We start from the raw sequence: 25,660 nt of genomic DNA, 5'->3' as shown, positions 1-25,660 counted from the left end.
ACTTCAAAAAAATCCCGCATTTTTCGTTACTCTCATATTTCCAACCTACTCAACTTATTGTAAAGTAAATATGTACCAATGGTTAAATTTATTTGACCGTTATCATAAGGAGGCGTAACACATGAAATTCCAAGACTTTGTTTATGAGAGACCTGGCTTTACCGCTTTCGAAAAGCAATTTAACAGTCTGCTTGAACGTTTTGAGCAAGCAAGCTCTTTCTCGGAGCAGGATAAGGCGATGGAAGCGATCGTCAGCTTGCGTGGCGAGCACGAGTCGATGGAAGCGATTGCACGAATTCGGCATACGATTGATACGACAGATGAATTTTATAAGGCGGAGCAGGAGTTTCTCGATGAAATTGAACCCCTCTATCAAGGGTTGATTACGAATTATTATCGTGCACTGGTCCATTCTACTTACCGCAGCGAGCTCGAAGCCAAATGGGGCAAACAACTGTTCACGATTGCGGAGCTTTCCTTGAAAACGTTTGCACCTGAAATTGTCGAAGATTTGGTACAGGAAAATAAGCTGGCTAGCGAATATTCCAAGCTGCTTGCTTCGGCCAAATTGATGTTTGAGGGCGAAGAACGCAATCTGTCGCAATTAGTGCCTTTTCAGTTATCGACGGACCGATCTGTGCGCAAAGATGCGAATGATATAAAATATAAATTCTTCGAGGAAAATGAAGCGAAGCTGGATGAGCTCTACGACAAACTGGTGAAAATTCGCACTGAAATAGCCCGAAAGCTTGGCTTTAACAACTTTGTAGAACTAGCTTATATTCGTTTGAATCGCTCTGACTATGATGCTAAAGGCGTAGAAGCATTTCGTAAGCAGGTGCTGGAACATATCGTGCCTGCCGCAACAAAGCTGAAGGAGCGTCAAAGATCCAGAATCGGCGTAGATGCTCTACACTATTATGATGATAAATATGGCTTCGCGACGGGAAATGCCGAACCTAAGGGCGATGCAGAGTGGATTGTAGAACAAGCCCGCAAGATGTATGCAGAGCTTTCTCCCGAAACGAACGAGTTTTATACGTTTATGACTGAGAATGGTTTAATGGATCTTGTCGCGAAGAAAGGCAAGCGAGTAGGCGGATATTGCTCCTATATAAGTAAATATAAAGCGCCGTTCATCTTTTCCAACTTCAATGGAACGTCAGGGGATATCGATGTTTTGACCCATGAAGTGGGCCATGCGTTCCAAGGCTACAGCAGTCGTGAATACCAAGTGCCTGAATACATATTCCCAACGCTGGAAGCTTGTGAAATTCATTCGATGAGTATGGAATTTCTTGTATGGCCGTGGATGGAGTTATTTTTTGAAGAAGAAACCGACAAGTATAAATTCAAACATCTAAGCGAATCGCTGTTGTTCATTCCTTATGGCGTTGGGGTCGATGAATTTCAACACAGAGTTTATGAACAGCCGGAGCTGACTCCAACTGAGCGCAAGCAAGTATGGCGCGAGATTGAGCGTAAATATTTGCCGCATCGCGTATACGATGACCAGGCGTATCTGGAAAGAGGGGGCTTCTGGCAGCAACAGCCGCATATTTTCAAAAGCCCGTTCTATTACATCGACTATACGCTTGCTCAGGTTTGTGCGTTGCAATTCTGGAAACGGGCTAACGAGCATCCGGAGCAAGCTTGGCAGGATTACCTGCGACTGTGCAAGAAGGGCGGAAGTCAATCATTTACGGAGCTGGTTGGCGTTGCTGATCTCATTTCTCCATTCAAGGAAGGCTGCGTCGCTTCCGTAATCGGACATATCGAAGCATGGCTCGATCAGGTGGATGATACCAAACTTTAAATGATCGGTTGTACATGGACGATTTCCAGTCCACTCTCGCATGGCTTCCCTGTTTCATAGGAACGGTTCCCAAGAACGTCTTGCAGCGCTTCTAAATGAGAGGGGAGACCGTTTTGCAGTGCTTCTATTGCAGCCTGCAGGACGGTTTGTCCGTCTTCGATGGCAATATCCCATAAGTCCCATACGCTGAACGTGTAAGTTTCTTCTAATGATGTGGGACAGTTCCATACCTCCTTGGCTTCGTTCATATAATCGAGCGGAGCCGGTTTTTTAGTATAGACAAGAGGTGCGATCTGACCGAGGGTCAACACGCGTTTGAATCCTTTCGGATCATGAAATAAACGCTGCGCGCGGATCATATCACGATAAGCATCATTCCAATCATTTTCTGTCAAACTTGCAGCAATATCGGGGTAATGAAGAGAAGCTGCATGCGCGAGAGCGGGTACGATGCCAAGCGGAAATGCATCACCAACGTAAATTTCTTTCCATACCGGTGTTTTCCATGTTTGAAGTCCCCGTTTCTGCTTAACGATGATGGTGTCCATAATAATTTCAAAGCGTTGGTGGTTCCATTTTTTAAAGCCTGATTTGTAAAAGACGTAGGGGTGCATATTTCGATCCAAAATGTGATGGGTTAGGAAGCCAAGCACATACATGACTGCCGGATTGTACAAGCCTCTTCCCTGTACTTGACCTATAAGTTCAAGCAAAAAAGGACCGCAAGCATCGGTATGCATGCGACTGCCAAGCTGATTAAGCCGCTTATCCTTCTGCCAAGGCAGAAAGTTATGATAAAACAAAAAATCAGGTCCTTGACAGCCCAACGAGAAAACTTGACGCAACTGTTTATCATTCAGAACGTGTTGATGCCCCATCTGAGTCAGCAGCTCTTGACCGAAGATGAGGTGTGTCCATATATTAGGCATAGCCGTCACTCCTTAGCATAAACTTCGTGTTTTGAGAGAAAAAGAGGCTTCGTCAGCCCGTTACATTCTACCACAAACTTCGACAATGAGGGCACATTTCGTGCATAATTTCTAATCCAACTGTTCCTAAGGCAGGAATAATATGCTAATCGTCGAATTCAACAAACGGTGATGGAAACCATCAAATGTTTTTGAAGATGGGAGATAGGGAACAATGATGAATAAGCCGCTGTACTGGAAGAAAGGTGAATATCCAGACCATATTCAGAAGCTCATTACGGATATGGAGCCGAGTTTTGGCGCGGCCTTCGATTTCGCTGCGATCGGGATGGCATTGATTTCACCAAATGGCTTCTGGATAAAAATGAATAATTATTTTAGCGCCCTTACAGGATATTCCAGCCAAGAGCTGCTATATACCGAAATTCATCGCATTTCTTTGCTGGAAGACCATGAGAAACAGTTTGCGCTTATGGAACAATTGCTCTCTGGTAAATTAGGTTCCTTTCAACTTGAAACAAGATTCAATCATAAGTCGGGCAAGGCTGTATGGGTTGAATGCAGCATGTCTCTTGTCCGTGATGTGACAGGTGTTCCTTTGTACTTCGTTGCTCATTACAGGGACATCTCACGAGGAACGGACATGGAACGCAAGCTGGCCGAAAGCGAGCAGCGGTACAAGTCTCTGATCGAGCATAACCCCGCAGGCATCCTGACCTGTGATTTAAACGGTGTGGTCAAAAGCATTAATCCTGCCATGGAAAGGATTCTTGGTTTCATGGAAATGGAGATGGTCGGCCATTCCATCCAACGCTTTTGGGGGAACAAGACGAGCGGTGGGGCGTCGTCAGCCCATAGCCTTATCTTTCAAGAAGCGGATAATTATATGCTTAGCGTAAGACATAAAAATGGCGATACCATCATTCTCGGGCTTAAAAATGTGCCCATCATTGTGAATGACATTATGGAAGGCATGTATATCATTGCCAGAGACATTACCCAGCATAACAAAGATCGAGAACAGCTGCGAATCGCTCAGCAGGACCTTCATGATACGGTTCGAAGACAGCAAGGCATGACGATGAAGTTTAGACAGATGAGGGGGAAATTTATACACACGCTGTGCGATGGGGAACTGCTATATCGGCTCGGGTACAAACCATCTCACATTATTGGCAATGGGTTATATGAAATTTGGCCGTTTTACATGGCGGCAAATATTGAAAAGTATTACCGAAGAGCTTGGAACGGTGAAGAAAATGTGATCTATGAAGCAACATTCCGCGGAATTACCTATTTAACTTCCTTGCGGCCGATTCTTGAACAAGGCAAAGTGATTGAAGTAATCGGTTCCTGCGTGGATATTACAGAACGTAAACAAATGGAAACGGAGCTCAGGGAAACCAAAGAGCTGCTGGAATCTTTTATCAATAATACAACCGATGCGATCTGTGTGCTCGATCTGAGGGCGAGAGTTATTTCGGTGAATGCCGCATACGAGCACGTATTCGGGTGGAAGCAGGAAGAGTTGAAGGATCAGCGATTGCCTATATACCCGGATTTCATGGAAGAGCAACGCAAAGAAATCTACGATATGCTGAGGGCCGGGAAGCAAATCTCAGGCCTTGAGACCGTGCGGCAGCGTAAAGACGGCCAACTGGTTCACGTGAGCTTGACCAAGACGCCGATCAAGAACGAAAAAGGCGACATCATCGGTTTCGCGGGTATTGCGCGGGATATTACAGAGCGCAAACGCACGGAGGAGCTGCTGCGCAAATCCGACAAGCTCTCGGTGGCCGGCCAATTGGCGGCTGGGCTCGCGCATGAAATCCGCAACCCGCTTACCTCGTTGCGCGGCTTTCTTCAGCTGCTGCAGAGCGATATGAAGGGTAAGCAGCATTATTTTGACATTATGCTCTCGGAGCTTGATCGCATTAATTTCATTGTTAGTGAATTCCTCGTTATTGCAAAACCGGAAGCGATTCACTATAAACGGAGTAATCTGAGAGACATTTTGCAGACGGTAATGGCTCTACTTGAAACTCAAGCCGTCCTTTGCAACGCGGAACTCCTTCTGGAATTTGAGACGGACCTCCCGGAAATTGTTTGTTCGGAAATGCATTTGAAACAGTTGTTTATTAATTTGGTTAAAAATGCGATTGAAGCGATTCCCAAGGATGGACACATTCGGATTACGGTCGCGATGCATGGGAATGATCATATTCTCGTTCGCACAACGGATAACGGCTGCGGCATTCCGGAGGAGAGATTGAAACAGTTGGGAGAACCATTCTATACGACAAAGGAGAAAGGGACCGGGCTCGGTCTGATGATGTGTTTCAAGATTGTGGAAGCCCATAAGGGGACGATGCACATTCAAAGTACAATTGGTAAAGGTACCATGATCGACGTGTTGTTGCCGATTGAACATCAGGATGTAGCCCGATTGGAGACATCTCCTTCTGAAGGAGAATGAAAAAACCGCCAGTCTGCTTCAAGCAGGCGCTGGCGGTTTCGTTTTGTTATGAACGAATGCTGAGTTCAGTCGTATCTCTGGAGTACCATCGCGGTACATGTCCATTCTCTTCACGATCGCTGTGTATTCTTACTTCATCGGGTGTATATTTGACGATAAAACCTGAATCTACTTGATAATAGACGCCGAGAGGGTCTAGTGACCAAACGTAAACAGGTGTTTGTGTTAGTGCTGCGATGAACAGCTCAGTATCAGATTCAAGTAATATAGTTCCGTAGATCATCTTTACACCTCTGTTGTTTTTATGTTTGCATGTATCATGTCATTACTAGAGACAGCATGAGAACGCAGGTCGTCACGCACACGATTGCATTTTTTTCACATGCCCGATACTTTGAGGATTTCCTTAAATATGTAGAATATGAGCCATGCATGCCAGAAATTTTGCATCATCCGGATGATCTGCACGCTGTGATCGAACGAATTACGAAAGAAGAGGTAGAAGGCTAGGGATCAAATTGATCAAATTATAGGGTTCCCACGGTTTGGATTTCCTTGTATAATAGGGGAGCTTTGCAAGAATTGACTGTTGGTTAATATGGATGGGCAGAAGGGGAAAGGGGTCAATGGCTGTGATTGTGGTTGGGGGAATGATCGGGCTTGGTAAAACGTCAGTAGCCACGTTGCTCGGGCAAGAATTGAATTCGGATGTATTTTATGAAAGTGTGGATGATAATCCGATCTTACCTTTGTTTTATACGTCTACACCGGAAGAAATCGAGAAGAAACGGTATCCGTTTCTGCTTCAATTGCACTTTTTGAATACGCGTTTTAAATCGATAAAGCAAGCTTTGGTACATAATCGCAACGTGCTGGATCGAAGCATTTACGAGGATTGGTACTTTGCCAAGGTAAACCGAGAATTGGGTCGGATTAGCCAGTTGGAATTCGATGTGTATGAGGGTCTTGCCGATAACATGATGTCTGAGCTTGCCGAGTTGCCTAAAAAAGCGCCGGATTTAATGGTTTATCTAAAAGCATCGTTTGAAACGGTCATGTACCGCATCGGGCTGCGCGGACGCAGCTTCGAGCAAGATCAATCGTTAGTCGATTATTATCGGCTTCTATGGTCTGGATATGACGATTGGGTAATGAATCATTATCACGCCTCCGAGGTGCTGATTGTCGATATGGATCGCGTAGATGTCGTGAACCGTGCCGCCGATGCAGCGGATGTAGTTGAAAATGTCCGTTTGAAGCTTAAAGAATTAAGTATCGTGTAAAATAAGATCGAACCACAAGACAAGCCGTCCCTTCCAAATGGAAAGAGCGGCTTGTCTTCTTTGAAGTCCAAAAAAAGAAGCCGCTTGAAAGTGGCTTCGTAACCTTAAAAGAGTCGAATAAACCAACATACAGTAAATACACATATCCATATGAAGGCGCTTAACATAATGCCATTCACGAAGCCCGTTGCAGTGTTTGGATAATTATTCATCACCATCATCACCCTTCACACAGCTTTGTCTTCCTATTCACTTTATTGTAAGCCTTTTCAGTATATATATCAATTATATTCAGAAAATTTAAAAAAATAAACGCCATTAGACCCAATTCGCCATCAGGTACAAAAGTCCTGAACATCAGCATCGTATTTATCATAATATGTTGGTATATATCTTTTTTTGTTGCAAAGATTTCCTAAATATTGTATGATACAAAGTGTATCGGATAATAATATTGTTTATGAGTAGGGGTGGTCGATCTTGTTGTACGTCATATGTTACAAAGGGAAGCCATTATGTTCCCCGCTAACTAAATTAGAGGCTACGGAGAAAATGATCAAATTAAGTCGTTCCTTTTCAAATTTAGAAATGGTGGAAGTGCAGCCGAACTTGGCAGCGAAATAAACATCACTCACATAAAGCAGCTCCCTGACTTCGGTTTGGGAGTTTTTGTCATGTATAGTTTATGATAAAGTGAATAAAAATAGTCTGCTTTCATGGGTGGAAGAAACGAGGAATTTGCGCATATGAGCGAGAAAAAAGCGCTGGTTATTGGAGCGGGAATCGGCGGTTTATGTGTTGCAGTTATGCTGCAACAGCAAGGATGGGAAGTGGTTTTATTCGAGAAAAAGCCGGAACTTTCGGAATTTGGCGCTGGGATCGTGCTGGCGGCAAATGCGATGGGGGTCTTGGAACGATTGGGCGTGGCGTCATTAGTTCGGGAGGAAGGAGCTAAGGTAGGTATAGCAGAAATAAGAACATGGAGCGGGAAGTTGATCACCTCTTTGCCAACACATAAACTAGCTGAGAAATATGGGACGTACAGCTACTTAATTCATCGCGCTTCTCTCCAGTCCATTTTGTATCGAAGCTTGGCTGATAATACGAAGTTGAAATTTAATAAGAAACTCATAGGGACAGAACAAAAAGAAGGGGCCGTAATTGCTAAATTTGAGGATGGTACCGAAGAATCAGGAACTATTTTGATTGGCGCAGATGGTATTCATTCTTCCATAAGAAGTATACTGTTTGGCGAGTCCGAACTTCGTTATTCAGGATTTACAGCCTACAGAGGTGTTACAACTTACGAAAATAAGCGATATGTCCCTGAGGAAGGCGGAGGATTCGAAGCGTGGGGGCGTGGCAAACGCTTTGGCTATTCGCATTTGGGGCAGAACCGAATCTTCTGGTTTGCGGCAATCAATGCGCCTGCGACACAACGAATTCCGCAAGATCAAATGAAGGCTGAACTACTGCGTAATTTTAAAGGGTGGTACGCGCCTATTGAAGTTGTCATTCAGGCGACGGAGGATGCTGCGATTCTAAATCACGATATTTATGATCGCAAACCTCTTGAGCGATGGAGTCAAGGCAGAATTACTTTACTCGGTGACGCCGCGCATCCGATGCTGCCTAATTTAGGTCAGGGAGGCGCACAAGCTATGGAGGATGCGCTTATTCTCGCACAATGTTTAACCGGTAATATTGACGATATTCAAGGCTTGCATTTGTATGAACAAAAACGGATACCACGCACAAGCCGAATAGTTAGGCAATCACGCAAAATGGGCCGCATGGTGCAATTAGATCATCCTTTGGCCATGGCATTACGTAATCAAGTGCTGAGCTGGATGCCGGATAGGCACCAGATGAACCGGCTGCATTGGCTGCTTGATACAAACATGTAAACAATGAAAATTAGCGTAAAATTTTTATTTACAATAAATCGTTTACGTAATAATATTATTTTACGTTATTATTTTATTGTTTGGAGGTCTATTCATGAAACTTCTTATTCTAGGAGGCACGAAGTTCCTTGGAAGAGCGATTACCCATACCGCGTTGGAGCAAGGCCATGAAATTACTCTTTTCCACCGCGGTCAGCATGATGCGAGCGCATTTCCCCAAGTTGAGCACATCATTGGGAACAGGGATGGTGATCTTGTTCGATTGCAAGGCCGCCACTGGGATGCTGTCATCGATACGAGCGGATTTGTTCCTCGCCTCGTAAGTGCTTCGGCACAATTGCTTAAGGATCAGGTCGATCACTATACGTTCATTTCCAGCATTTCAGTTTATGAAGACCTTCGTCAAATGAATGTGAACGAAAGTGCACCTGTGGCAAAGCTCGATGATGAAAGCACCGAAGACGTCGCACAGCATTATGGTGCTTTGAAAGCGCTTTGTGAGCAAGCGGTTGAAACAGTGATGCCAGGTCGAACGCTTAATATCCGTCCTGGGCTAATTGTAGGCCCCTATGACGCATCAGACCGCTTCACTTACTGGCCATCTCGGCTTAATCGGGGCGGGGAGGCATTGGTTCCGCTGCCGAAACAACGCAACTTGCAATTCATTGATGTAAGAGATTTGGCATCATGGATTGTGCGGCTGGTGGAACAGAAAATTGTTGGTACTATTCATGCCAGTGGCAGCAGCTATACGATGGAAGAACTCATCCAGACATGCGGGCAAGCAAGTGAACTTCGGACCACGTGTACTTGGGTTTCTGAATCTTTTTTAGTGGAAGAAGATGTAGGTGAGTGGATCGAGCTGCCGTTATGGATACGAAGCGATAGCCTGGTGGGTATGTTCGGTATAGATAATACGAAAGCTATAGAGACTGGTTTAACGACCAGACCGCTGCTTGAGACGGTTCGAGATACATTAGCGTGGGATCTAAGTCGTCCGGCGGACATGAATCGTAAAGCGGGGATGGAAGCAGGCAGAGAAACGGAACTTCTTCGCCGATGGCGTGAGCGGGCGTTGTAGTATTTAGCATGTAGTATTGGGGTGAATGAAATTTGATAATGAAAGATGAGCTTGGCCGGTGTTTGCTGAACGAGAGGCTGATCGAATCCGGAATGGATAAGGATGATCTTGCACGCATATTGATGTACAAACCGGAAAAGCTGCAAGATTATATGGATAATAAAAGAATCATGCCACTAAAAGCAGCTATTCATATCTCGGAAGTCATCGGCTGTGACGTCAAACAATTATACGAGTGGAAACCAACCCGATAAATTTTTCGAAAAGTTCGAAAACTAACAGAATACATGGGCCGAACCGAATATAATGAAATAGGTAACGACTATTGGATAAAGAGGTGAAGCCCATGTATGACGTCACGGATATTCAGAATAACAAAGGAGCGGCGATTATTGCGTACATTTTGTTTTTCGTGCCGCTTCTGGTTGCAAAAGAATCAAAATTCGCCATGTACCACACGAATCAAGGGCTGACGCTATTTCTTACAGCGGTGTTGGTGAATGTTATTCTTGGTTTCGTCCCCATTATTGGGTGGCTATTGCTGCCTTTAGCTAATTTGGCGGTTTGTATCCTCGCAATTCTAGGCATTGTGGCGGCAGCGCAAGGGCAAGTCAAGCCGTTACCGATTATTGGCTCGTATACATTGTTGAAATAAAGGAAACGATTGAAAAAGAAAAGCAGAGAGGTTTAGCTTGAAGCCCTCTGCTTTTTTGTTTTTTAATTTCCTATGGCTATTTCTGCAATGCGTTTATTGACTTGATCCCTGTATAAGCCCCCGTGATAGCAAATCACGGTTTCAATATCAAATTCTCTGAATTTGTGGAGGGATGCCAAAGCTAAGTCATAATCCACACAGTAGGGTGGATAGGGGCCGAACAGTTGGCCATCTTTAACGATCAGAGCGTCAGCCGCGATCAATGTTTTGCTATTCTTGTGATAAAGGCTGATGTGGCCAGGCGTGTGACCCGGCGTATCGATAACAACGATGCCTCCTGAAATAGCCAGTTCTTGTCCTTCTTTCAGAATTCGGTCAACGGGTGCCTGAGGTGGATTCTCCAATGTTTTTCTGAAAGCGCTCCGCCATTCGGGTGAAACGTGATCCGGTAAAGATGCGACAGCTTTATCAATCGCTTGCGGGGTCACTTTTATAAGCATTTTCTCGCCTTGAATATATGGTTTCTCGATTTCGTTGGCAAGGACTTCAATCGGTGCTACGGCTTCGCTTAAAAGACCAGGCAGGCTTCCGATGTGGTCTAAATCTTGGTGTGAAATGATGATTTTAGTTAAGTGGTCGAACGAAACGCCGGCTTGCTCGATCGCATCTTTGATTTGGGACACCAATCCAGGATATCCGGTATCCACTAATACCGCCTCGTGATCATCCCAAAGAAGGGTAGGGTAAACAACATCAATGCCTCCCATCACAGGAGCGGAAATTTCCAGCATTTCGATACCGTTTGCAATTTTCATTTACAATTACCTCCATTTGATCGAGTCTAAGAGATATCATAATCAAATGGAATCTTGAATGTCAATTAAATATTTTATTATAACATAAAATGAGTAAAATGTCAAGTTACAATTCTTTGATGAATTTTTCCAAGTTTTCTATCTTGTTCATCAAACAATTTGACCGTTAATCATCGTCAGTTGAACTTGAAAGTTTTCATCTAAGAGTACCAGATCCGCATCAAAACCGGTTGATATCATACCTTTGCTAGTAAGATTAAGAATGCGGGCAGGCGTAGTTGAAGCCATTTGTACGGCATCCGTCAAGGAAATTCCAGCTTCAACGGTTAAGCGTAAAGCTTCATTCATGGTCACCGTACTGGAGGCTAACGTACCGTCTTCCAGCCGCGCAACGCCTTTCGAGACCGTTACATGATGGCCGCCAAATAGATAGCTTCCATCCCCAAGTCCCATTGCTTGCAACGCGTCTGTTATTAGGACCATGCCTTCAGGTCCTTTCAATCGATGCATCATCCGAACAATAGCAGGGTGGAGATGGACCTGGTCCACAATAGCTTGGAGACTTACATGTTCTTCTTCAAATGCGGCCACAACCAGCCCCGGATCACGGTGATGAATTGGGCGCATGCCATTAAAACAATGCGTAACATGACTCGCTCCGGCAGCAAAAGCTTGTTTTGCTTCCTCATATGTAGCATCGGAATGCGCGACCGCTATAATAACATCCTGATTTTTTAAAAAGTCGATGAGTTCCATACCCCCAGGCAGTTCCGGTGCGATGGTAACCATTTTAATCAGTGTGCCCGCTTCTTGAAAAATCTCTTTCATTTCTTCCATATCGGGGTGCCGTAAAAATTTTTCATTTTGCATGCCTTTTCGACGCGGGTTCAAATAAGGTCCCTCTAAATGAATACCTGCAATCTTAGCTCCAACTTCACGTCCAATTACGTGCTTTACGCTGCGAATCATCCGGAGAAGGTCTTCGATAGTAGAACTGACTGAGGTGACCAGAAACGAAGTGCACCCCGCCAGCGCGCATGCCCGCGAAACCTCTTGAATACTCGTTTCATCGCCATCCATCATGTCAAACCCGTTGGCACCGTGAATATGAACATCTATCATTCCCGGAATCAGCAACTGACCTTGACCATCAATCCATTCATACTCACCTTTTGCAATAGGAGGGTTTCCAGGTTCTATTCTCCCGATTTTACCATCTTTGATCCAGATCGTGGCTGATGGGATTATGCGATCTGGCAGAACAACTTGTAGATGCTGCAAAATTTTATCAGTCATCATTATACTTCTCCTCTTGTCGGTTATTTTCTTGGCAAAGAATGATCGCAATATTTTTTTGATCCAGGACTTCTTTAATTTCGCTTGGCACTTCTTGATCTGTGATCAAAATATCCACATAATCAAAATCTAATCGGTAAAAAGACTTGCTGGCGAACTTGGTGGAATCGGCAACGACAATCACCTGATCGGATCTGCGGGCCATCTCTTTTTTAACACGGGAGTCTTCTTCATAAGGATAGTAGAGTCCATCGTACTGAATGGAAGTAGCACCTATAAATGCTCTATCGGCGCGCATCTCGGCAAGTTTGTCGATGACGGAGGAACCATGGAGCAGTCGGTGTTTGGTATGTAAGTAGCCGCCGAGAACATAAATTCGAAGATCATCCTTTCTGGATAAAATCTCTACATTATCGATGGAGTGAGTGACCACTGTAATATTTTTAGCGTTCATTTGTTCAGCAACAGATTGAACAGTGGTGGAAACGTCTAAAATGACAGTTTCATGATCTTGAATCAGTTTTGCGCCAATTTTTCCGATTTTTCTTTTGCTATCGGATTCATCAATCAAGCGATCCTGGTAGGAGGCTATTTCCTTTTGCAATTTAGGTAAGGCCAGCCCTCCGTGAGTTCGAATAACCACGCCTTCTTCCACTAAACGGACAATATCTCTGCGCGCCGTATCTCTGGATACGTCAAATTGGTTGCAGATATCCATGACACTCATGGCATGGTGTTGATTCAAATAAGCAAGAATTTTCAGCAATCGCTCCTCTTGAAACATGAAAATCACCTCTTGTAAGTAAGTATAATCCAAATTATAAGTAATTGGAAGATTTTTATAAGCAAGTGTAAGTATGTTTCGCTGAAAGAGGTGAAATGATAAGCATTAAAGCTAAGAAAATATAAATGGACAAATATTTGTCCAAATTTTGATCAACGTGTGAATAAAATATGAACAAAATCGCGAAAGTGTGGTATACTAGATTTATAAAAGCACTTACATTAATGTTTGGAGTGATTCTCATGGCGACAAGAACAGTTTCGACGAGCAGTACAGACCGCAGCGAGCGCGATGTGATGCCATTGGTAAAGATGATGACGGCTGCAGCATGGACGTTGCTGGGCATTGGGTTAATTTTAAGCTTATTCAGCATAAATCATTTTAGTGACCGCAACATATCCCTGATGGTAGGAATTGGTTTCATGGTCGGCAGTGTCTTCATTTATGTCATTCGCACCGCCATTCATTTGGTACACTCAAGAATAAATGCAAAAGAAGAATAATGTAGGTTAAAATGATGAAAACTAGTCCTTTAAGTGAAAAACTTAAAGGACTTTTTATGTTTTTCATACATTTTCATATTAGTCAACAAACGTTCTGTGACATTTGTTTTACAGGTTAACGTCGATCCTTTGACGTATTTGTTAAGTCCTGTATGCGGCAGTGTACTTTTGATTTGAATTTGCTATCTTGAGAGTAGATATGAAAACTACAACGAAAAATCATGCTTACTTAATGTATGGATAGGGAGGATCAGTATGGTGAAAAAGAGAAAGTTCGTACAAGCTGCGTTACCGCTGATAGCGATAACCTTCATCATGTTATTGAGCGGCTGCAGCGACAAGGTGATGGTGTTTGATCCAAAGGGTCCAGTCGGAGCAAGTCAAAGAGACTTGATCGTCACCTCTTCGGTGCTGTGCGGTATTATTCTGATACCCGTACTGGCGCTGACAGCTTGGATCGTATGGCGCTATCGGGATAAAGAAGGCAACAAAGCCTCGTATCGTCCGAATTGGTCGCATAGCAATTCTTTAGAAGCTATTTGGTGGGGCATTCCCATTGTGGTTATTCTTACCCTTGGGGTGATTACGGTAAAGTACACATATGCTTTAGAACCCTCCAAAGTCATTCAATCCGATAAGAAACCGGTAACCGTGCAAGTAACTTCACTTGACTGGAAATGGCTGTTTACATACCCGGAACAAGGTATTGCAACGGTTAATTACTTACAAATTCCAGAAAATACACCCATTAAATTCGAGCTGACATCCGATGCGCCGATGAACTCTTTCTGGATTCCGCAATTAGGCGGACAAATCTATACGATGTCCGGTATGGCGATGACGCTGTACCTGCAAGCCGATGAGGTTGGGCATTATTTCGGAACGGGTGCGAACTTCAGCGGTGAGCATTTCGCGGATATGACCTTTGATGTGAATACGACTACACAAGCTGATTTCGATGCTTGGGTCGCAAAGACAAAGCAGTCTCCTCAAAAGCTCACGATGGAGAGTTACGAAGCCTTGGCACAGCCGGGTAAATCAGGCGTACAATCGTTTTCCTCGATCCCTGATGGATTGTTTCAATATATCGTGACCAAATATCAAAAGGGACAAATGATCCATACTGGTCATGGCGGAATGAAATCCATGCAGAAGTCTACAGACGCGGTAGTGGATGAGGTCAAGAAACCTCAACAGCCGGACTATAAAGCGCCGATGGATCACGGTTCAATGCACAATCATAATTGACGTCTTCATGAAAGGAAGATTTGCTATGCTGGATACAATCAAACAATTTGCATCCGAGTTCTTCGTCACGGGCGATCCGATGATCCTGGGTGCGCAAGTCAGCATTGGACTTGCCATGGTTGCCATGGTGTTCGTGCTTACTTTTTTCAAAAAATGGGGCTGGCTCTGGCGCGAATGGTTAACAAGCGTCGATCATAAACGGATTGGCATCATGTATATCATTTGTTCCATTCTGATGCTGTTCCGCGGCGGTGTGGATGCTCTGCTGATGCGCTTGCAGCTTGCTATGCCGAATAACCAATTCTTACAAGCGGAGCACTATAATCAAATCTTTACAACGCATGGCGTTATCATGATTCTCTTCATGGCGATGCCGCTTATGTTCGGTTTATTTAACATTGTAGTTCCCTTGCAAATCGGCGCACGTGATGTCGCCTATCCATTTTTAAACTCACTCAGTTTCTGGATGTTTTTCTGGGGTGCGATGCTGTTCAACGTATCGTTCGTGATCGGCGGATCTCCAGACGCCGGCTGGCTCTCATACCCGCCATTGTCCGAGATGTCGCATAGCCCGGGAGTCGGTGAGAATTTCTACATCTGGGGTATTCAAATTTCCGGTATCGGTAGTTTGGCAACCGGGATCAACTTTATTGTTACGATCATAAAAATGCGGACACCGGGTATGAGTATGATGAAAATGCCGATGTTCACTTGGTCTGTATTTTCCAGCTGCATTATGATTATTTTCGCTTTCCCAATTTTAACGATTACTCTGGCTCTGTTGTTCCTGGATCGCTTCCTTGGGGCGCACTTCTTTACCCTGGATGGCGGAGGCAATCCGATGATGTACATCAACCTGATTTGGATGTGGGGACATCCTGAGGTTTACATCGTTGTTGTACCAGCCTTCGGGATATTTTCTGAAATTGTGGCGACCTTCTCCAAGAAGAAATTGTTCGGTTACAAATCCATGGTATTCGCGATGCTAATCATTAGCTTGCTGTCATTCTTCACTTGGGCACATCACTTCTTTACAATGGGTTCTGGCGCCGATGTCAACGTATTCTTCGCGATATCGACGATGGCGATTGCGATTCCGACCGGAGTTAAAGTGTTTAACTGGTTGTTCACGATGTTCAGAGGGCGAATTAAGTTCTCGACGCCGATGTTGTGGACGATTGCATTTATTCCTTGTTTCGTAGTTGGCGGGATGACTGGGGTATTGCTATCTGTAGCTCCAGCCGACTTCCAGTTCCATAACAGCTATTTCTTAATTGCGCATTTCCACCAAGTTTTGATTGGCGGCGTTGCATTTGGTTATTTTGCCGGATTGTATTACTGGTGGCCAAAAATGTTCGGATTCAAGCTGAACGAGCATCTGGGCAAATGGGCATTCTGGCTGTGGAACATCGGTTTCTACGTTTGTTTCATGCCGCAATATTTCTTAGGCTTAGACGGAATGACACGCCGTACGTACACGTACAGCTGGGATATGGGCTGGGGACCGCTGAACCTTGTTTCTACCGTTGGCGGATTCTTGATGGGGATCGGTTTCCTTTTCCAAGTTTGGCAAATTGCACACAGCATTAAGTTCAGAGAGCGTGACGTGACGGGCGACCCTTGGGACGGAAGAACACTCGAATGGTCGATTCCTTCTCCGGTACCGATCTATAACTTCGCCGTGCTTCCGCATGTTAAAGATGTGGATCACTGGTGGGACCAAAAGCAAAAGCATGGCACCGCGGGAGCGAAGGAAGCGCCTGTCCATTACGAACCGATTCATATGCCTAAAAATTCGGCAATTCCTTTTATCATGTCGTCTCTATGGTTTTTTGCAGGATTCGGCTTTGTCTGGAACTGGTTGTGGCTGGCGATACCTGCGATGATCGGCGTTGCTCTATGTATGATTGCACGCTCGTTCTCTTATGATACGGATTATTACATTCCGGTTGATGAAATCGAACAAACTGAAGCTGCATGGAAAGGGGCGAAAGTTTAATGGCACATGCTGCGGCTCATTCCGAACACCATGCGCACGATCATGAACATGAGCACGAATCTCTCAAGACGTTCGGATTCTGGATTTTCCTGATTACAGACTGTATCTTATTCGGCTCTTTGTTTGCTACGTATATGGTGCTTCACCAGAACACGAATGGGGGACCAACCCCGGAAGAATTGTTCAAAATGCCCGGCATCATAGCCGAGACGTTTATCTTGCTGACAAGCAGCTTTACGAGCGGTCTCGCGGTTCTTGGCATGCATAAAGGAAACAAAAAGCAACTGATCGGCTGGCTGATCGTAACTGTCCTGCTTGGGGCTTCGTTTATCGGTCTAGAGCTGACGGAGTTTATTAACATGGTGTTGCATGAGAATGCGACAATTAGTACAAGTGCGTTTCTCTCTGCATTTTTTACACTGGTTGGCACGCACGGATTGCACGTTTCTGTTGGTTTAGTTTGGATGATCGGTTTGATCCTTCAATTAAACCGCAGAGGCATTACAGCGGTGACGAAACGCAAAGTTGAAATCATTTCGCTTTACTGGCACTTTCTTGATGTCGTTTGGATTTTCGTCTTTACGGTTGTCTATTTGATGGGGGTGATGTAGGATGAGTCAATCCAAAGCAGGTTCTCATGATGCGCATGCGTCTCACGGATCGCTGAAGTCATATATCATCGGGTTCGTCCTATCCATTGTCTTGACGATTATTCCATTAGTTGCGGTTATGAATCATATGCTCGGCAAAACAGGTACATTGATTTTGATTTTGCTCATGGCGGTACTGCAATTCGGCGTGCAACTGTTCTTCTTCATGCATGTGAAGGAGGGCGAGAACGCGCGCTGGAACATCATGGCGCTCGTTTTCGGCCTGGTTATCTTGCTGACGATTGTCGCCGGTTCGATCTGGATTATGACTTACAATCAGGTCGCTCATTAATTCGAAATCAAAATGGTTAAACTTCTAGGCTGTTGACATGAAATGTGTCAGCAGCTTTTTTGTTTCTTTAGCGATATTAAATATACATTCACAGAACATATGCTCCTATGTTATAATTTGGAAAGATTCCATTTGAGGTGATAATTACATTGATGAATGAACAACTACATACTAAATATATCGAACTAGCTTTTTATCAAGAAAAGTATCGTGAGACGCTCGAAAATTTTTATTTAACGGATGAGCAATTAAAATTCACAGCTACGCCTGCATTGGCGCTTCATATGTGTGAGAGCGATAAGGATCGGCACCCTATCGTCATTTTAACCGGCAACGTTGCAAGCGGGTTTTTCGTGCTGCATGTGGGGGAGAACATCAGTCCGTTCACCAGCAATCCCAGAGCGATTTTGCTGAGGGCTTTTTCAGTGAATCATGAGCATCAAGGAAAGGGATATGCCAAACAAACGTTACGTATTCTGCCTGATTTTGTAAAAACACATTTTCGCGAAGTGGATGAGATTGTATTAGCTGTTAATGAAAATAATCCGTATGCGAGAACGCTTTATGAGAAATCGGGTTTTATCGACAAAGGGCTTCGGAGGAAAGTCGAGAAGGGCGAACAAATCATTATGCATTATCCGTTCAGTTAACAGGGGTTAAAATTTCATGGGAGAAAGTCTTGGAGGAACAATGTCCCCAAGACTTTTTTCATTAACAGTTATTTTTATTACCTTGACGTTGCTTGGATTCTTGCTTTTCGTGCTGAACGGCTCTGTCTCCGTATTGGTCTAATCGAGATGGACTGCTGGCAGGGCCATTGTTCTTTGGCTTATTATTTCTTCCACTCATCTTCATCACCTCCACCGGTACAGCTTGTGCTAAACGGACTTGATTCATGCGCTGGACAACAAAACAGTTGTCAACGTTCGGATGTCATGATACATTATGTATCAGGGGTACAAAATGTATCATTCATCACAGTTTTGGACGAGCCTATACGGATAGATCGGGGAGGAGCCGAATGATTCGAAGCAGCCAACGATTTCGAAACCATCTGGATGAGAATCTCATCCACCTGAATAAGAATTTGTACATAAGTCCTTCAGATCCGCAATATTACGAGAAAGTCATCCGTTACCTGGATGCCCATTCACCGGAAGCGCACTTTAAGCTGGGCCAAAAGTTTCAACTGCGAGGGAACCGTAAGAGGGCGCTGTTTCATTATAAGGAAGTACTGAAAACATACCCGTCACCGTTCTACTCTGCAGCAAACAGGGCAATCCATAATATGGAGCAAGAGTCTGCAGTTCAGCGTGCTTCAGTTGAGGCAGATTCTTTTGCTGAGCCGCGCAAACAGCTGCTGCCGCCGTTTATGAAAACGCTACTGATCGTATTGTTCGTTCTCAATCTGCTGCTGGTTACCTTGTTTTTCGGGGATCATCCCATTTATAAAACGATATCTTCGTTAAAGATGTGGGTTGTGGGAACGGATATCACATACGAGACCGTTGACGTGCCATATGTCATGTATTTGAAGCCGGATGTGAAGAAGGATACGATCGAGTCGGCGCTGCACAAGCAAGCCCTGGAACTCGCCTCAGATATGCCTGAGCATAATATCATTATTTATGGCATTGTCTCAAATGATGCTAGAAATCAGGGGAAAACGCTGCTGCTGACCAACGATGAGTTAACAAAAAACGCTATTGTCATTGCTGAGTACCATCCACCTTCCGATCGATCCGTTAAAATTCGTTTCTTGAATGGACAAAATGAGAAGCACCAGCCGCTCAGTGCGATTGGTGCTAATTTAGTTAGGACGGCCTTGGAAGCTTATCGCAAAGATTTTGGGATGAATCCGGCCAGCTTAGAATCGCTTTTACAAAGTTATCCTAACAACTTTTTAAGTTTTATCCCCTTGGAAGCTGAAACGGGGTCCAATCAGATTCATGCTGAATGGGATGGAAGCGGGGGATGGGTTTATCATCCGTCAGCTGCTCAAGTGGATCAAATGTTCTATCCGAACGTCATTGGAGCAAATTCTGTTCCCTACGAACCTCTGCATATCCTGATTAACAAAGATGAGCATCGCCTGAAGCTCGTTAGCGGCTCCCATTTGCTGTGGGACAAGCAAATTGGTTTAGGCGCTAATGAAAGTACCCCGGTTGGGGATTTTATCGTACAGGATCGGGTGATGAATCCTAAAGGCAAACATCAGCAAAGCTATGGCGATGCTGGTTTAGGGCTAGGCGCGATCGCCCTCCACGGTACACTGGATGAAAGTTCAATCGGTAACGATAAATCTCTAGGCTGCATTCGGTTAACGAATCGAGATATTTTACAATTGTTTGCGTTCGTCCCTAAAGGTACGGAAGTTCAGATTGCGGCATCCGGAGGGGGTCCAACCGAGCTGGCCCCAGTAGAAAATACTCAACTCATGATCCCAGTTTCACTACCTATTATTAATCAAACTCCAGAGAATATTATTTTTCATTGGTTAGGTTGAGTTGGTGTCACAAACAAGAAAGGCATTTCGTCTTAAGGCTGAAGCTCAAATAAATGAAGCTCACTTAGGAGGAATTCATATGACATTGAGAATGGATTACACGAAAGAATACCCGGAAGCTTTCCAAGCGATGCTCAAGCTGGAGAAGTTTGTCAGAGGGAGCGGAATTGATAAAACTTTGCTTGAGCTGATCAAATTGCGCGCATCCCAAATGAATGGTTGCGCCTATTGCCTCAACATGCATGCGCAAGACGCAAGATCACAAGGCGAAACCGAACAGCGCATCTACTTGCTGAACGCTTGGCGGGAAGCGCCATACTATACCGATGCGGAGCGAGCGGTACTGGCTCTTACCGAAGCGGTAACGCGTATTTCGGAAGCCGGAGTTCCGCAAGCGGTATATGAAGAGGCCAGACGTCACTTTGACGGAAAGCAATTTACGGCAATTCTTATGGCTATTAATGTCATTAATAGTTGGAACAGATTAGCGATCACTACCGGTATGATGCCTAACTAATGGCTTATTAAAAAGCAGCTGCCTGCATGCTGGACGATTGCGTCCGCATGCCGCAGCTGCTTTTTAATTAACCACATAAAATAAATAAAAAGGAGTATCTCTACATTAAATTCTCGGGATTCAACTTCTCCAGCTCAGGAATGACGAATCGTCCGTCTTTGCGAATCAGTACATCGTCAAAGTAAATTTCGCCTCCGCCATATTCAGGGCGTTGAATTAACACCATATCCCAGTGTACGGAAGAGCGGTTCGTATTATCCGCGGTTTCATAAGCTTGACCCGGTGTGAAATGGATGCTGCCGTCAATTTTTTCATCGAACAAAATATCCTTCATCGGATGCTTGATATGCGGATTGACGCCAATCGCGAATTCACCGATATAACGTGCACCTGCATCTGTATCCAGAATTTCGTTCAGTTTCTTCGTATCGTTACTTGTCGCTTCAACAATTTGACCATTCTCGAAACGGAGAACGATGTTCTCGAAGGAGGTACCGGAGTAGATGGTAGGTGTGTTGTAACTAATGATGCCGTTAACGGAATTTTTCACAGGTGCCGTATAGACTTCGCCGTCGGGAATGTTGCGAAGGCCGGAACAAGGTACGGCTCCAATTCCTTTGATCGAGAAGGTAAGGTCTGTTCCAGGGGAAACAAGACGAACGCGATCCGTACGATTCATCAGATCGACAAGCGATTCCATGGCAACAGCCATTTTCCCGTAATCGAGATTACATACATTAAAGTAGAAATCTTCGAATGCTTCTGTACTTTTGCTGGCCAGTTGTGCCATTGAAGCGTTCGGATAACGCATGACACACCATTTTGTATTATTAATTCGCTCGTCGAACAATGGACGCTGGAAATGCTTCAGGTAAAGCTTCATTTGATCGTCGGGTACATCGGAAGTCTCCGTAATGTTATCTCCGCTGCGTACCGCGACGTAAGCATCCATTTGTTTCATCCGAACCATTTCGAATTCAGACCATTCTTTGAACTGTTCTTCGCTGCCGCCCATTTGCAGGCTTCTCAGAATGGCAGGCTCGCGAAGCTCGATGAATGGTTTTCCGCCCACCGCATACACTTCTTCAATGAAGCACTTGGCAAGTTCAGGGTCTTTAACGCCGATCATTTCGATTAATATCTTCTCACCGGGCTGAAGGCTCACGGAGTAGCGGATAATGTTTCGTGCGAATGTTTGAAGTCTTGGATCTCTCATACGGAAGTTCTCCCTCATTTGAATATAGTTACTACCAAAGTATAACGCATTCTGAGTCCCTAAGCGAATTAAAGCGGCATTTCGTAGACGGATCACGGGTATGCTACAATGTAAATCGGTGTAGACCAATACAACAAGAGGAGGACTTCATGGCCAGAGATCAAATCAAAGTGCCTTTCGGGTATGAGCCGCCTGTTCAAGCTCGCAAGGGAACGCTTCTTAACTTTGAAACTTTTGAGGACTGGATGGAAGCGGATATTGAAGCATTAGCCTTATGGGCGAGTGAGAGGAAGTTCGTACGTGCGATATTCTATCCGCAGCATGAAGAAACACTGCGCAGAATGGGGATCCCATGCGAATTGCCGTATCATGCGCGAGTGAAACAATTGGAAAGTTCATTAAAACAAACACAACATTCAGCTGTACATTTGGAAGTTGATACTTGGGAAGGAAAGCGGAAGAAATATACCCCGCTGGATACTTCACTGAACTTTCTAACGGATAAGTACCCGGGTCCTTATTTTGTTGCGATGAGCGACCGATACGTGAATCTGTTCGTGACCTATCCGTCTTTTAGGGAATGGATTAAGAAAGCGCGTCTGGTCATTTTCACCCGATATGGAGTTCCTCTTCACGAGATGCTGCATGAATACTCGGAGCGATGGGAAGTCGCGGAGATATCGAATGGCTCTTAATCAACGCATCAGTAATGGCGGATTATTGATCCTAATCCTCGTTATCATCGTAGCCGGGATGAGTCAGGGTCTGCTGCTTCCGCTGCTGACCATCCTGCTCGATCGCTCTGGCGTATCCGCGGACGCAAATGGCGTCAATGCCGCGGGGCTTTACATCGGTATCTTTTCAACTATGTTCTTCATAGAAAAGCCGGTAAGGCTCTTTGGGTATAAGCCTGTCATTACAGTGGGCATGGTGCTGGTCACTTTTGCCACATGTCTTTTTCCTGCTTGGCAGCATATGGGCTTATGGTTTGTGTTGCGTATCATCGTTGGCGTAGGTGACAGCGCCTTGCATTATGCGACTCAGCTATGGATCATATCCTCCAGTCCTAAAGAGCACAGGGGGCGTAATATTTCGCTGTATGGAATGGCTTACGGGCTAGGCTTCAGTCTGGGGCCTATCGGCATTAATCTTCTGAGAGTCGGGATGTGGGCTCCATTTCTTTTGACGAGCGGCTTTTTTCTAATTGTACTCGCATGCCTGCTGCGACTTCCAAATGATCGTCCGGAGCAAGGGGAGAGAGGGGAAGCGGTACATAAACGCGCTTCCAAGGCGTATGCCTTGGCCTGGTTTCCTTTAATTCCATCGCTTCTCTATGGATATATGGAGTCTTCCATGAACAGTAACTTTCCACTCTATGGACTTCGTAAAGGCCTTACAGAAGCGGAAATTGGACTGCTGCTTCCTGTGATCGGTATCGGAAGCCTCGTTATGCAGCTGCCATTAGGCATTTGGAGCGACCGTATCGGGCGAAAAAATATCCTGATGTCAGCCGGGACCATCGGCGCCTTGGCTTTCCTTAGCCTCCCACTTGCCGGCAGCAACTTATGGTTAATCACTATTCTTTTTGCGATAGCCGGGGGGATGGTCGGTTCGTTCTTTTCACTGGGGCTGGCCTATGCGGCCGACATACTTCCCAGACATCTGCTGCCGACAGCCAATGTCATCGGCTCCATTCAGTACAGCGTTGGCAGCATCGCAGGGCCTTTAATCGGCGGGCTCAGCATTCGCTATATTAGCGCTGAAAGCATCTTTTACTTCCTGGGCATTTTTTATCTCTTATTCGCACTTGCCGGTTTTGCCTTTCAACGAAAAGCAGCATGGCAAAAGACACTCGAACCCTGAAAAGGGAAGAGTGTCTTTCTTTTTTGCAGTAAATGAGGAAACGTTTAGCCAATTTCATAGCTTGCCGCACGATCTGTCATATACCGTTCGGTTAAAATGGTCAACATGGAAATGCCAATCTCATTTTCCCCGCCCTCAGGAATAATGATATCCGCATACTTTTTGGAAGGTTCAATAAAGGCGTCATGCATCGGCTTGACTGTAGTCAAATATTGATCGAATACCGATTCCAACGTGCGGCCGCGTTCATTGATATCGCGCGAAAGTCGGCGTAAGATCCTGACATCCGGATCTGTATCCACGAAAACCTTGATGTTCAAAGCACTTCGCAGCACTTCATCCGTTAGCACATGAATCCCTTCTAAAAGTACAATCGGTTTCACTTCGATCCGGATCGTTTCTTGTGACCTGGCATGCTGGGAGAAATCATAGACCGGGATATCAACCGAGTTGCCGTTTCTTAACTCTGTTAAATGCTGCAATAATAATCCGTTCTCAAAAGCATTCGGATGATCGTAATTAATGCGTTCCCGTTCTTCAAATGTAAGACCGTTATGATGAAGATAATAATTATCTTGCGAAATTAGTGTCACGTTCGCGGATCCGAGCTTATTCATAATTGAACGAGCAACGGTTGTCTTTCCTGATCCGGTACCTCCGGCTATACCAATAACAAGCATGAAATGTAGTGCCTCCCCAAGTAACTTGAAACTCATACCGAATAGTTTAACATATTGTTTACAATGAAAAAAGCGATCGCTCTACGATCGCTTTCCTCATCCTTAACCTTTAGCGAATTTGCCGCGGTGTATGGAATTTCTCCGTATTGAAATCGATATCTTGGGAAGCCTGTGATAACTGTTCCAATGTTTGTTGAATCTGCTGCCCGTATTGCTCATTATTGAAGGTTTGAAGTTGACTTTGCGCGTCCGCTACTTGCCGCTTCGCTTGCACGAGCGCAGCCTGGGAGGATTGAATCGCCTGCGGGTCGGCTTGCGTCATGGCGGCTTGCAGCTTATGCTCCGCTTTCTGAGCGAGAAGAATGGCTTGATCAGCCGCTTCCAAGGCGTGTTTGATCGGTTCCTGGTGTTGTCGGGTGTCTGTCATAGAATGATTGTCCTCCTATTGGGGATTAAGTATGCGCTGAGTTTGTTTCGACTTTACTACATTGCTCCAAATCAGGGGAAATCATTCCTGCCGCGGGAAATTGATTGATTTTATTTCCTGGGCAAGCGCAAAATGCGAGAAGACTTTATGGATTTCGACAGCAATTGTCAGATAATTCCGAAGAAATGGATAAATCAAATTTTTTCGACCAGTAAAACTTATAATTTCCAAAATAAAGATGGACAAACTTTACAATTCTTTTTAAGCTAGTATTGATCGCTATTTTTTGACATGATTAGACATTTAAGTGCTTCGATAAGGGGATGAATCCATGAACACATTTAAAAGCTTATGTTTAATTGCTGCGGCTGCGTTGGTGCTTGCCGGGTGCGGAACCGCCAAGAGCAATTCGACACCTGCTGCGTCCTATACGCCTACATTAGATGTCAGTGCCAACGTGAACGGTGATACGGCAACGATTCAAATAACGACCGATCTGATCCTATCCAAAGAGCACTATGATCAAGAACGAAAACAAGGCGAAGGTCATATTCATTATTCTGTGGATGATGGTGATAAGCAGATTCTGATCGACACGAAGAAAGTGCTGGATCATTTGAGCAAAGGTCCTCATAGCGTAAAAGTATCATTACATAACAACGATCATACACCTTACGACGTAAGTAAAACGATCAGCTTTGAAGTGAAGTAGGAGAA

Annotated in this window: 26 protein-coding genes; 19 read left to right on the top strand and 7 right to left on the bottom strand. The window is 44.7% G+C overall.

Going from position 1 to position 25,660, the window contains the following annotated elements:
* Positions 1-121 precede the first annotated feature (121 nt).
* The gene (locus ACFQZT_RS23440) at positions 122-1,816 is read left to right on the top strand and encodes a M3 family oligoendopeptidase (protein ID WP_379303685.1); all 1,695 of its coding nucleotides are present in this window, start codon (positions 122-124) and stop codon (positions 1,814-1,816) included.
* On the opposite strand, the gene ACFQZT_RS23435 is transcribed toward ACFQZT_RS23440, so the two are convergent.
* On the bottom strand, positions 1,813-2,745 hold the full coding sequence (locus tag ACFQZT_RS23435) for a zinc dependent phospholipase C family protein (protein WP_379303683.1): 933 nt from the start codon (positions 2,743-2,745) through the stop codon (positions 1,813-1,815). The two genes, ACFQZT_RS23440 and ACFQZT_RS23435, sit on opposite strands and share 4 nt — an antisense overlap.
* 214 nt (positions 2,746-2,959) lie before the next feature.
* On the opposite strand from ACFQZT_RS23435, the gene ACFQZT_RS23430 reads away from it, so the two are divergent.
* The 7 genes from ACFQZT_RS23430 to ACFQZT_RS23400 all read left to right on the top strand — a co-directional run bounded on the left by ACFQZT_RS23430 (position 2,960) and on the right by ACFQZT_RS23400 (position 10,147).
* On the top strand, positions 2,960-5,221 hold the full coding sequence (locus tag ACFQZT_RS23430) for a PAS domain S-box protein (RefSeq protein WP_379303681.1): 2,262 nt from the start codon (positions 2,960-2,962) through the stop codon (positions 5,219-5,221).
* A gap of 312 nt (positions 5,222-5,533) precedes the next feature.
* Positions 5,534-5,731 carry a DUF3900 domain-containing protein gene (locus ACFQZT_RS23425; RefSeq protein WP_379303679.1) on the top strand — a complete coding sequence of 66 codons (198 nt, stop codon included), beginning with the start codon at positions 5,534-5,536 and terminating at the stop codon, positions 5,729-5,731.
* A gap of 116 nt (positions 5,732-5,847) precedes the next feature.
* Positions 5,848-6,504 (top strand): deoxynucleoside kinase, encoded by a 657-nt coding sequence (locus tag ACFQZT_RS23420; RefSeq protein ID WP_379303677.1) that lies wholly within the window; start codon positions 5,848-5,850, stop codon positions 6,502-6,504.
* A 746-nt stretch (positions 6,505-7,250) separates the two neighbouring features.
* A complete protein-coding gene (locus ACFQZT_RS23415; RefSeq protein WP_379303675.1) occupies positions 7,251-8,411 on the top strand; it encodes an FAD-dependent oxidoreductase in 1,161 nt (386 codons plus the stop codon).
* A gap of 94 nt (positions 8,412-8,505) precedes the next feature.
* Positions 8,506-9,492, top strand: a complete 987-nt coding sequence (locus tag ACFQZT_RS23410) for an NAD-dependent epimerase/dehydratase family protein (protein ID WP_379303673.1) — start codon at positions 8,506-8,508, stop codon at positions 9,490-9,492.
* A gap of 38 nt (positions 9,493-9,530) precedes the next feature.
* The gene (locus tag ACFQZT_RS23405) at positions 9,531-9,746 is read left to right on the top strand and encodes a helix-turn-helix domain-containing protein (RefSeq protein ID WP_379304189.1); all 216 of its coding nucleotides are present in this window, start codon (positions 9,531-9,533) and stop codon (positions 9,744-9,746) included.
* A gap of 92 nt (positions 9,747-9,838) precedes the next feature.
* Complete coding sequence (locus ACFQZT_RS23400) at positions 9,839-10,147, top strand: DUF4870 domain-containing protein (RefSeq protein WP_379303671.1); 309 nt, start codon at positions 9,839-9,841, stop codon at positions 10,145-10,147.
* Between the two features lie 62 nt (positions 10,148-10,209).
* Here ACFQZT_RS23400 and ACFQZT_RS23395 read toward each other — a convergent pair whose 3' ends face one another.
* From ACFQZT_RS23395 to ACFQZT_RS23385, 3 genes are all read right to left on the bottom strand, one after another.
* Positions 10,210-10,962 (bottom strand): MBL fold metallo-hydrolase, encoded by a 753-nt coding sequence (locus tag ACFQZT_RS23395; RefSeq protein ID WP_379303669.1) that lies wholly within the window; start codon positions 10,960-10,962, stop codon positions 10,210-10,212.
* A 150-nt stretch (positions 10,963-11,112) separates the two neighbouring features.
* Positions 11,113-12,258, bottom strand: a complete 1,146-nt coding sequence (nagA, locus tag ACFQZT_RS23390; RefSeq protein WP_379304187.1) for an N-acetylglucosamine-6-phosphate deacetylase — start codon at positions 12,256-12,258, stop codon at positions 11,113-11,115.
* Positions 12,251-13,042 carry a DeoR/GlpR family DNA-binding transcription regulator gene (locus tag ACFQZT_RS23385; RefSeq protein WP_379303667.1) on the bottom strand — a complete coding sequence of 264 codons (792 nt, stop codon included), beginning with the start codon at positions 13,040-13,042 and terminating at the stop codon, positions 12,251-12,253. Before ACFQZT_RS23385 ends, nagA begins: the two co-directional genes overlap by 8 nt.
* 242 nt (positions 13,043-13,284) lie before the next feature.
* Here ACFQZT_RS23385 and ACFQZT_RS23380 point away from each other — a divergent pair, with 242 nt between their 5' ends.
* From ACFQZT_RS23380 to ACFQZT_RS23345, 8 genes are all read left to right on the top strand, one after another.
* Entirely contained in the window at positions 13,285-13,545 is a 261-nt protein-coding gene (locus ACFQZT_RS23380; protein ID WP_379303665.1) for a hypothetical protein, read from the top strand.
* Positions 13,546-13,800: 255 nt separating this feature from the next.
* Entirely contained in the window at positions 13,801-14,793 is a 993-nt protein-coding gene (gene cyoA / locus ACFQZT_RS23375; protein ID WP_379303662.1) for a ubiquinol oxidase subunit II, read from the top strand.
* A gap of 25 nt (positions 14,794-14,818) precedes the next feature.
* The gene (locus ACFQZT_RS23370) at positions 14,819-16,792 is read left to right on the top strand and encodes a cbb3-type cytochrome c oxidase subunit I (protein WP_379303659.1); all 1,974 of its coding nucleotides are present in this window, start codon (positions 14,819-14,821) and stop codon (positions 16,790-16,792) included.
* Positions 16,792-17,403 carry a cytochrome o ubiquinol oxidase subunit III gene (gene cyoC, locus ACFQZT_RS23365; RefSeq protein ID WP_379303657.1) on the top strand — a complete coding sequence of 204 codons (612 nt, stop codon included), beginning with the start codon at positions 16,792-16,794 and terminating at the stop codon, positions 17,401-17,403. Before ACFQZT_RS23370 ends, cyoC begins: the two co-directional genes overlap by 1 nt.
* Before the next feature lies 1 nt (position 17,404).
* Positions 17,405-17,734 (top strand): cytochrome o ubiquinol oxidase subunit IV, encoded by a 330-nt coding sequence (gene cyoD, locus ACFQZT_RS23360; RefSeq protein ID WP_379303655.1) that lies wholly within the window; start codon positions 17,405-17,407, stop codon positions 17,732-17,734.
* 152 nt (positions 17,735-17,886) lie between these two features.
* On the top strand, positions 17,887-18,384 hold the full coding sequence (locus ACFQZT_RS23355) for a GNAT family N-acetyltransferase (protein WP_379303653.1): 498 nt from the start codon (positions 17,887-17,889) through the stop codon (positions 18,382-18,384).
* A 371-nt stretch (positions 18,385-18,755) separates the two neighbouring features.
* Positions 18,756-20,240, top strand: coding sequence for a L,D-transpeptidase family protein (locus tag ACFQZT_RS23350; protein ID WP_379303651.1), 1,485 nt, complete (start codon positions 18,756-18,758; stop codon positions 20,238-20,240).
* A gap of 79 nt (positions 20,241-20,319) precedes the next feature.
* Positions 20,320-20,757: a carboxymuconolactone decarboxylase family protein gene (locus ACFQZT_RS23345; protein WP_379303649.1), complete on the top strand. Its 438-nt coding sequence runs from the start codon at positions 20,320-20,322 to the stop codon at positions 20,755-20,757.
* A 100-nt stretch (positions 20,758-20,857) separates the two neighbouring features.
* On the opposite strand, the gene ACFQZT_RS23340 is transcribed toward ACFQZT_RS23345, so the two are convergent.
* Complete coding sequence (locus ACFQZT_RS23340) at positions 20,858-21,973, bottom strand: aminopeptidase (RefSeq protein ID WP_379303647.1); 1,116 nt, start codon at positions 21,971-21,973, stop codon at positions 20,858-20,860.
* Positions 21,974-22,122: 149 nt separating this feature from the next.
* Here ACFQZT_RS23340 and ACFQZT_RS23335 point away from each other — a divergent pair, with 149 nt between their 5' ends.
* Together ACFQZT_RS23335 and ACFQZT_RS23330 are read left to right on the top strand one after the other, a co-directional pair.
* Positions 22,123-22,668, top strand: a complete 546-nt coding sequence (locus ACFQZT_RS23335) for a hypothetical protein (protein ID WP_379303646.1) — start codon at positions 22,123-22,125, stop codon at positions 22,666-22,668.
* Positions 22,658-23,836: an MFS transporter gene (locus ACFQZT_RS23330; protein ID WP_379303644.1), complete on the top strand. Its 1,179-nt coding sequence runs from the start codon at positions 22,658-22,660 to the stop codon at positions 23,834-23,836. The genes ACFQZT_RS23335 and ACFQZT_RS23330 overlap by 11 nt, the downstream gene beginning before the upstream one ends.
* Before the next feature lie 44 nt (positions 23,837-23,880).
* On the opposite strand, the gene udk is transcribed toward ACFQZT_RS23330, so the two are convergent.
* Positions 23,881-24,516, bottom strand: a complete 636-nt coding sequence (gene udk, locus ACFQZT_RS23325; RefSeq protein WP_379303642.1) for a uridine kinase — start codon at positions 24,514-24,516, stop codon at positions 23,881-23,883.
* A 109-nt stretch (positions 24,517-24,625) separates the two neighbouring features.
* Positions 24,626-24,943, bottom strand: coding sequence for a hypothetical protein (locus tag ACFQZT_RS23320; protein ID WP_379303640.1), 318 nt, complete (start codon positions 24,941-24,943; stop codon positions 24,626-24,628).
* Positions 24,944-25,274: 331 nt separating this feature from the next.
* On the opposite strand from ACFQZT_RS23320, the gene ACFQZT_RS23315 reads away from it, so the two are divergent.
* Positions 25,275-25,655, top strand: a complete 381-nt coding sequence (locus ACFQZT_RS23315) for a hypothetical protein (RefSeq protein ID WP_379303638.1) — start codon at positions 25,275-25,277, stop codon at positions 25,653-25,655.
* Positions 25,656-25,660 lie beyond the last annotated feature (5 nt).

It is taken from the genome of Paenibacillus sp. GCM10027628 (genome assembly GCF_042676385.1).
Classification (GTDB): domain Bacteria; phylum Bacillota; class Bacilli; order Paenibacillales; family NBRC-103111; genus Paenibacillus_E.
This window is presented reverse-complemented; position numbering and strand designations above follow the sequence as displayed.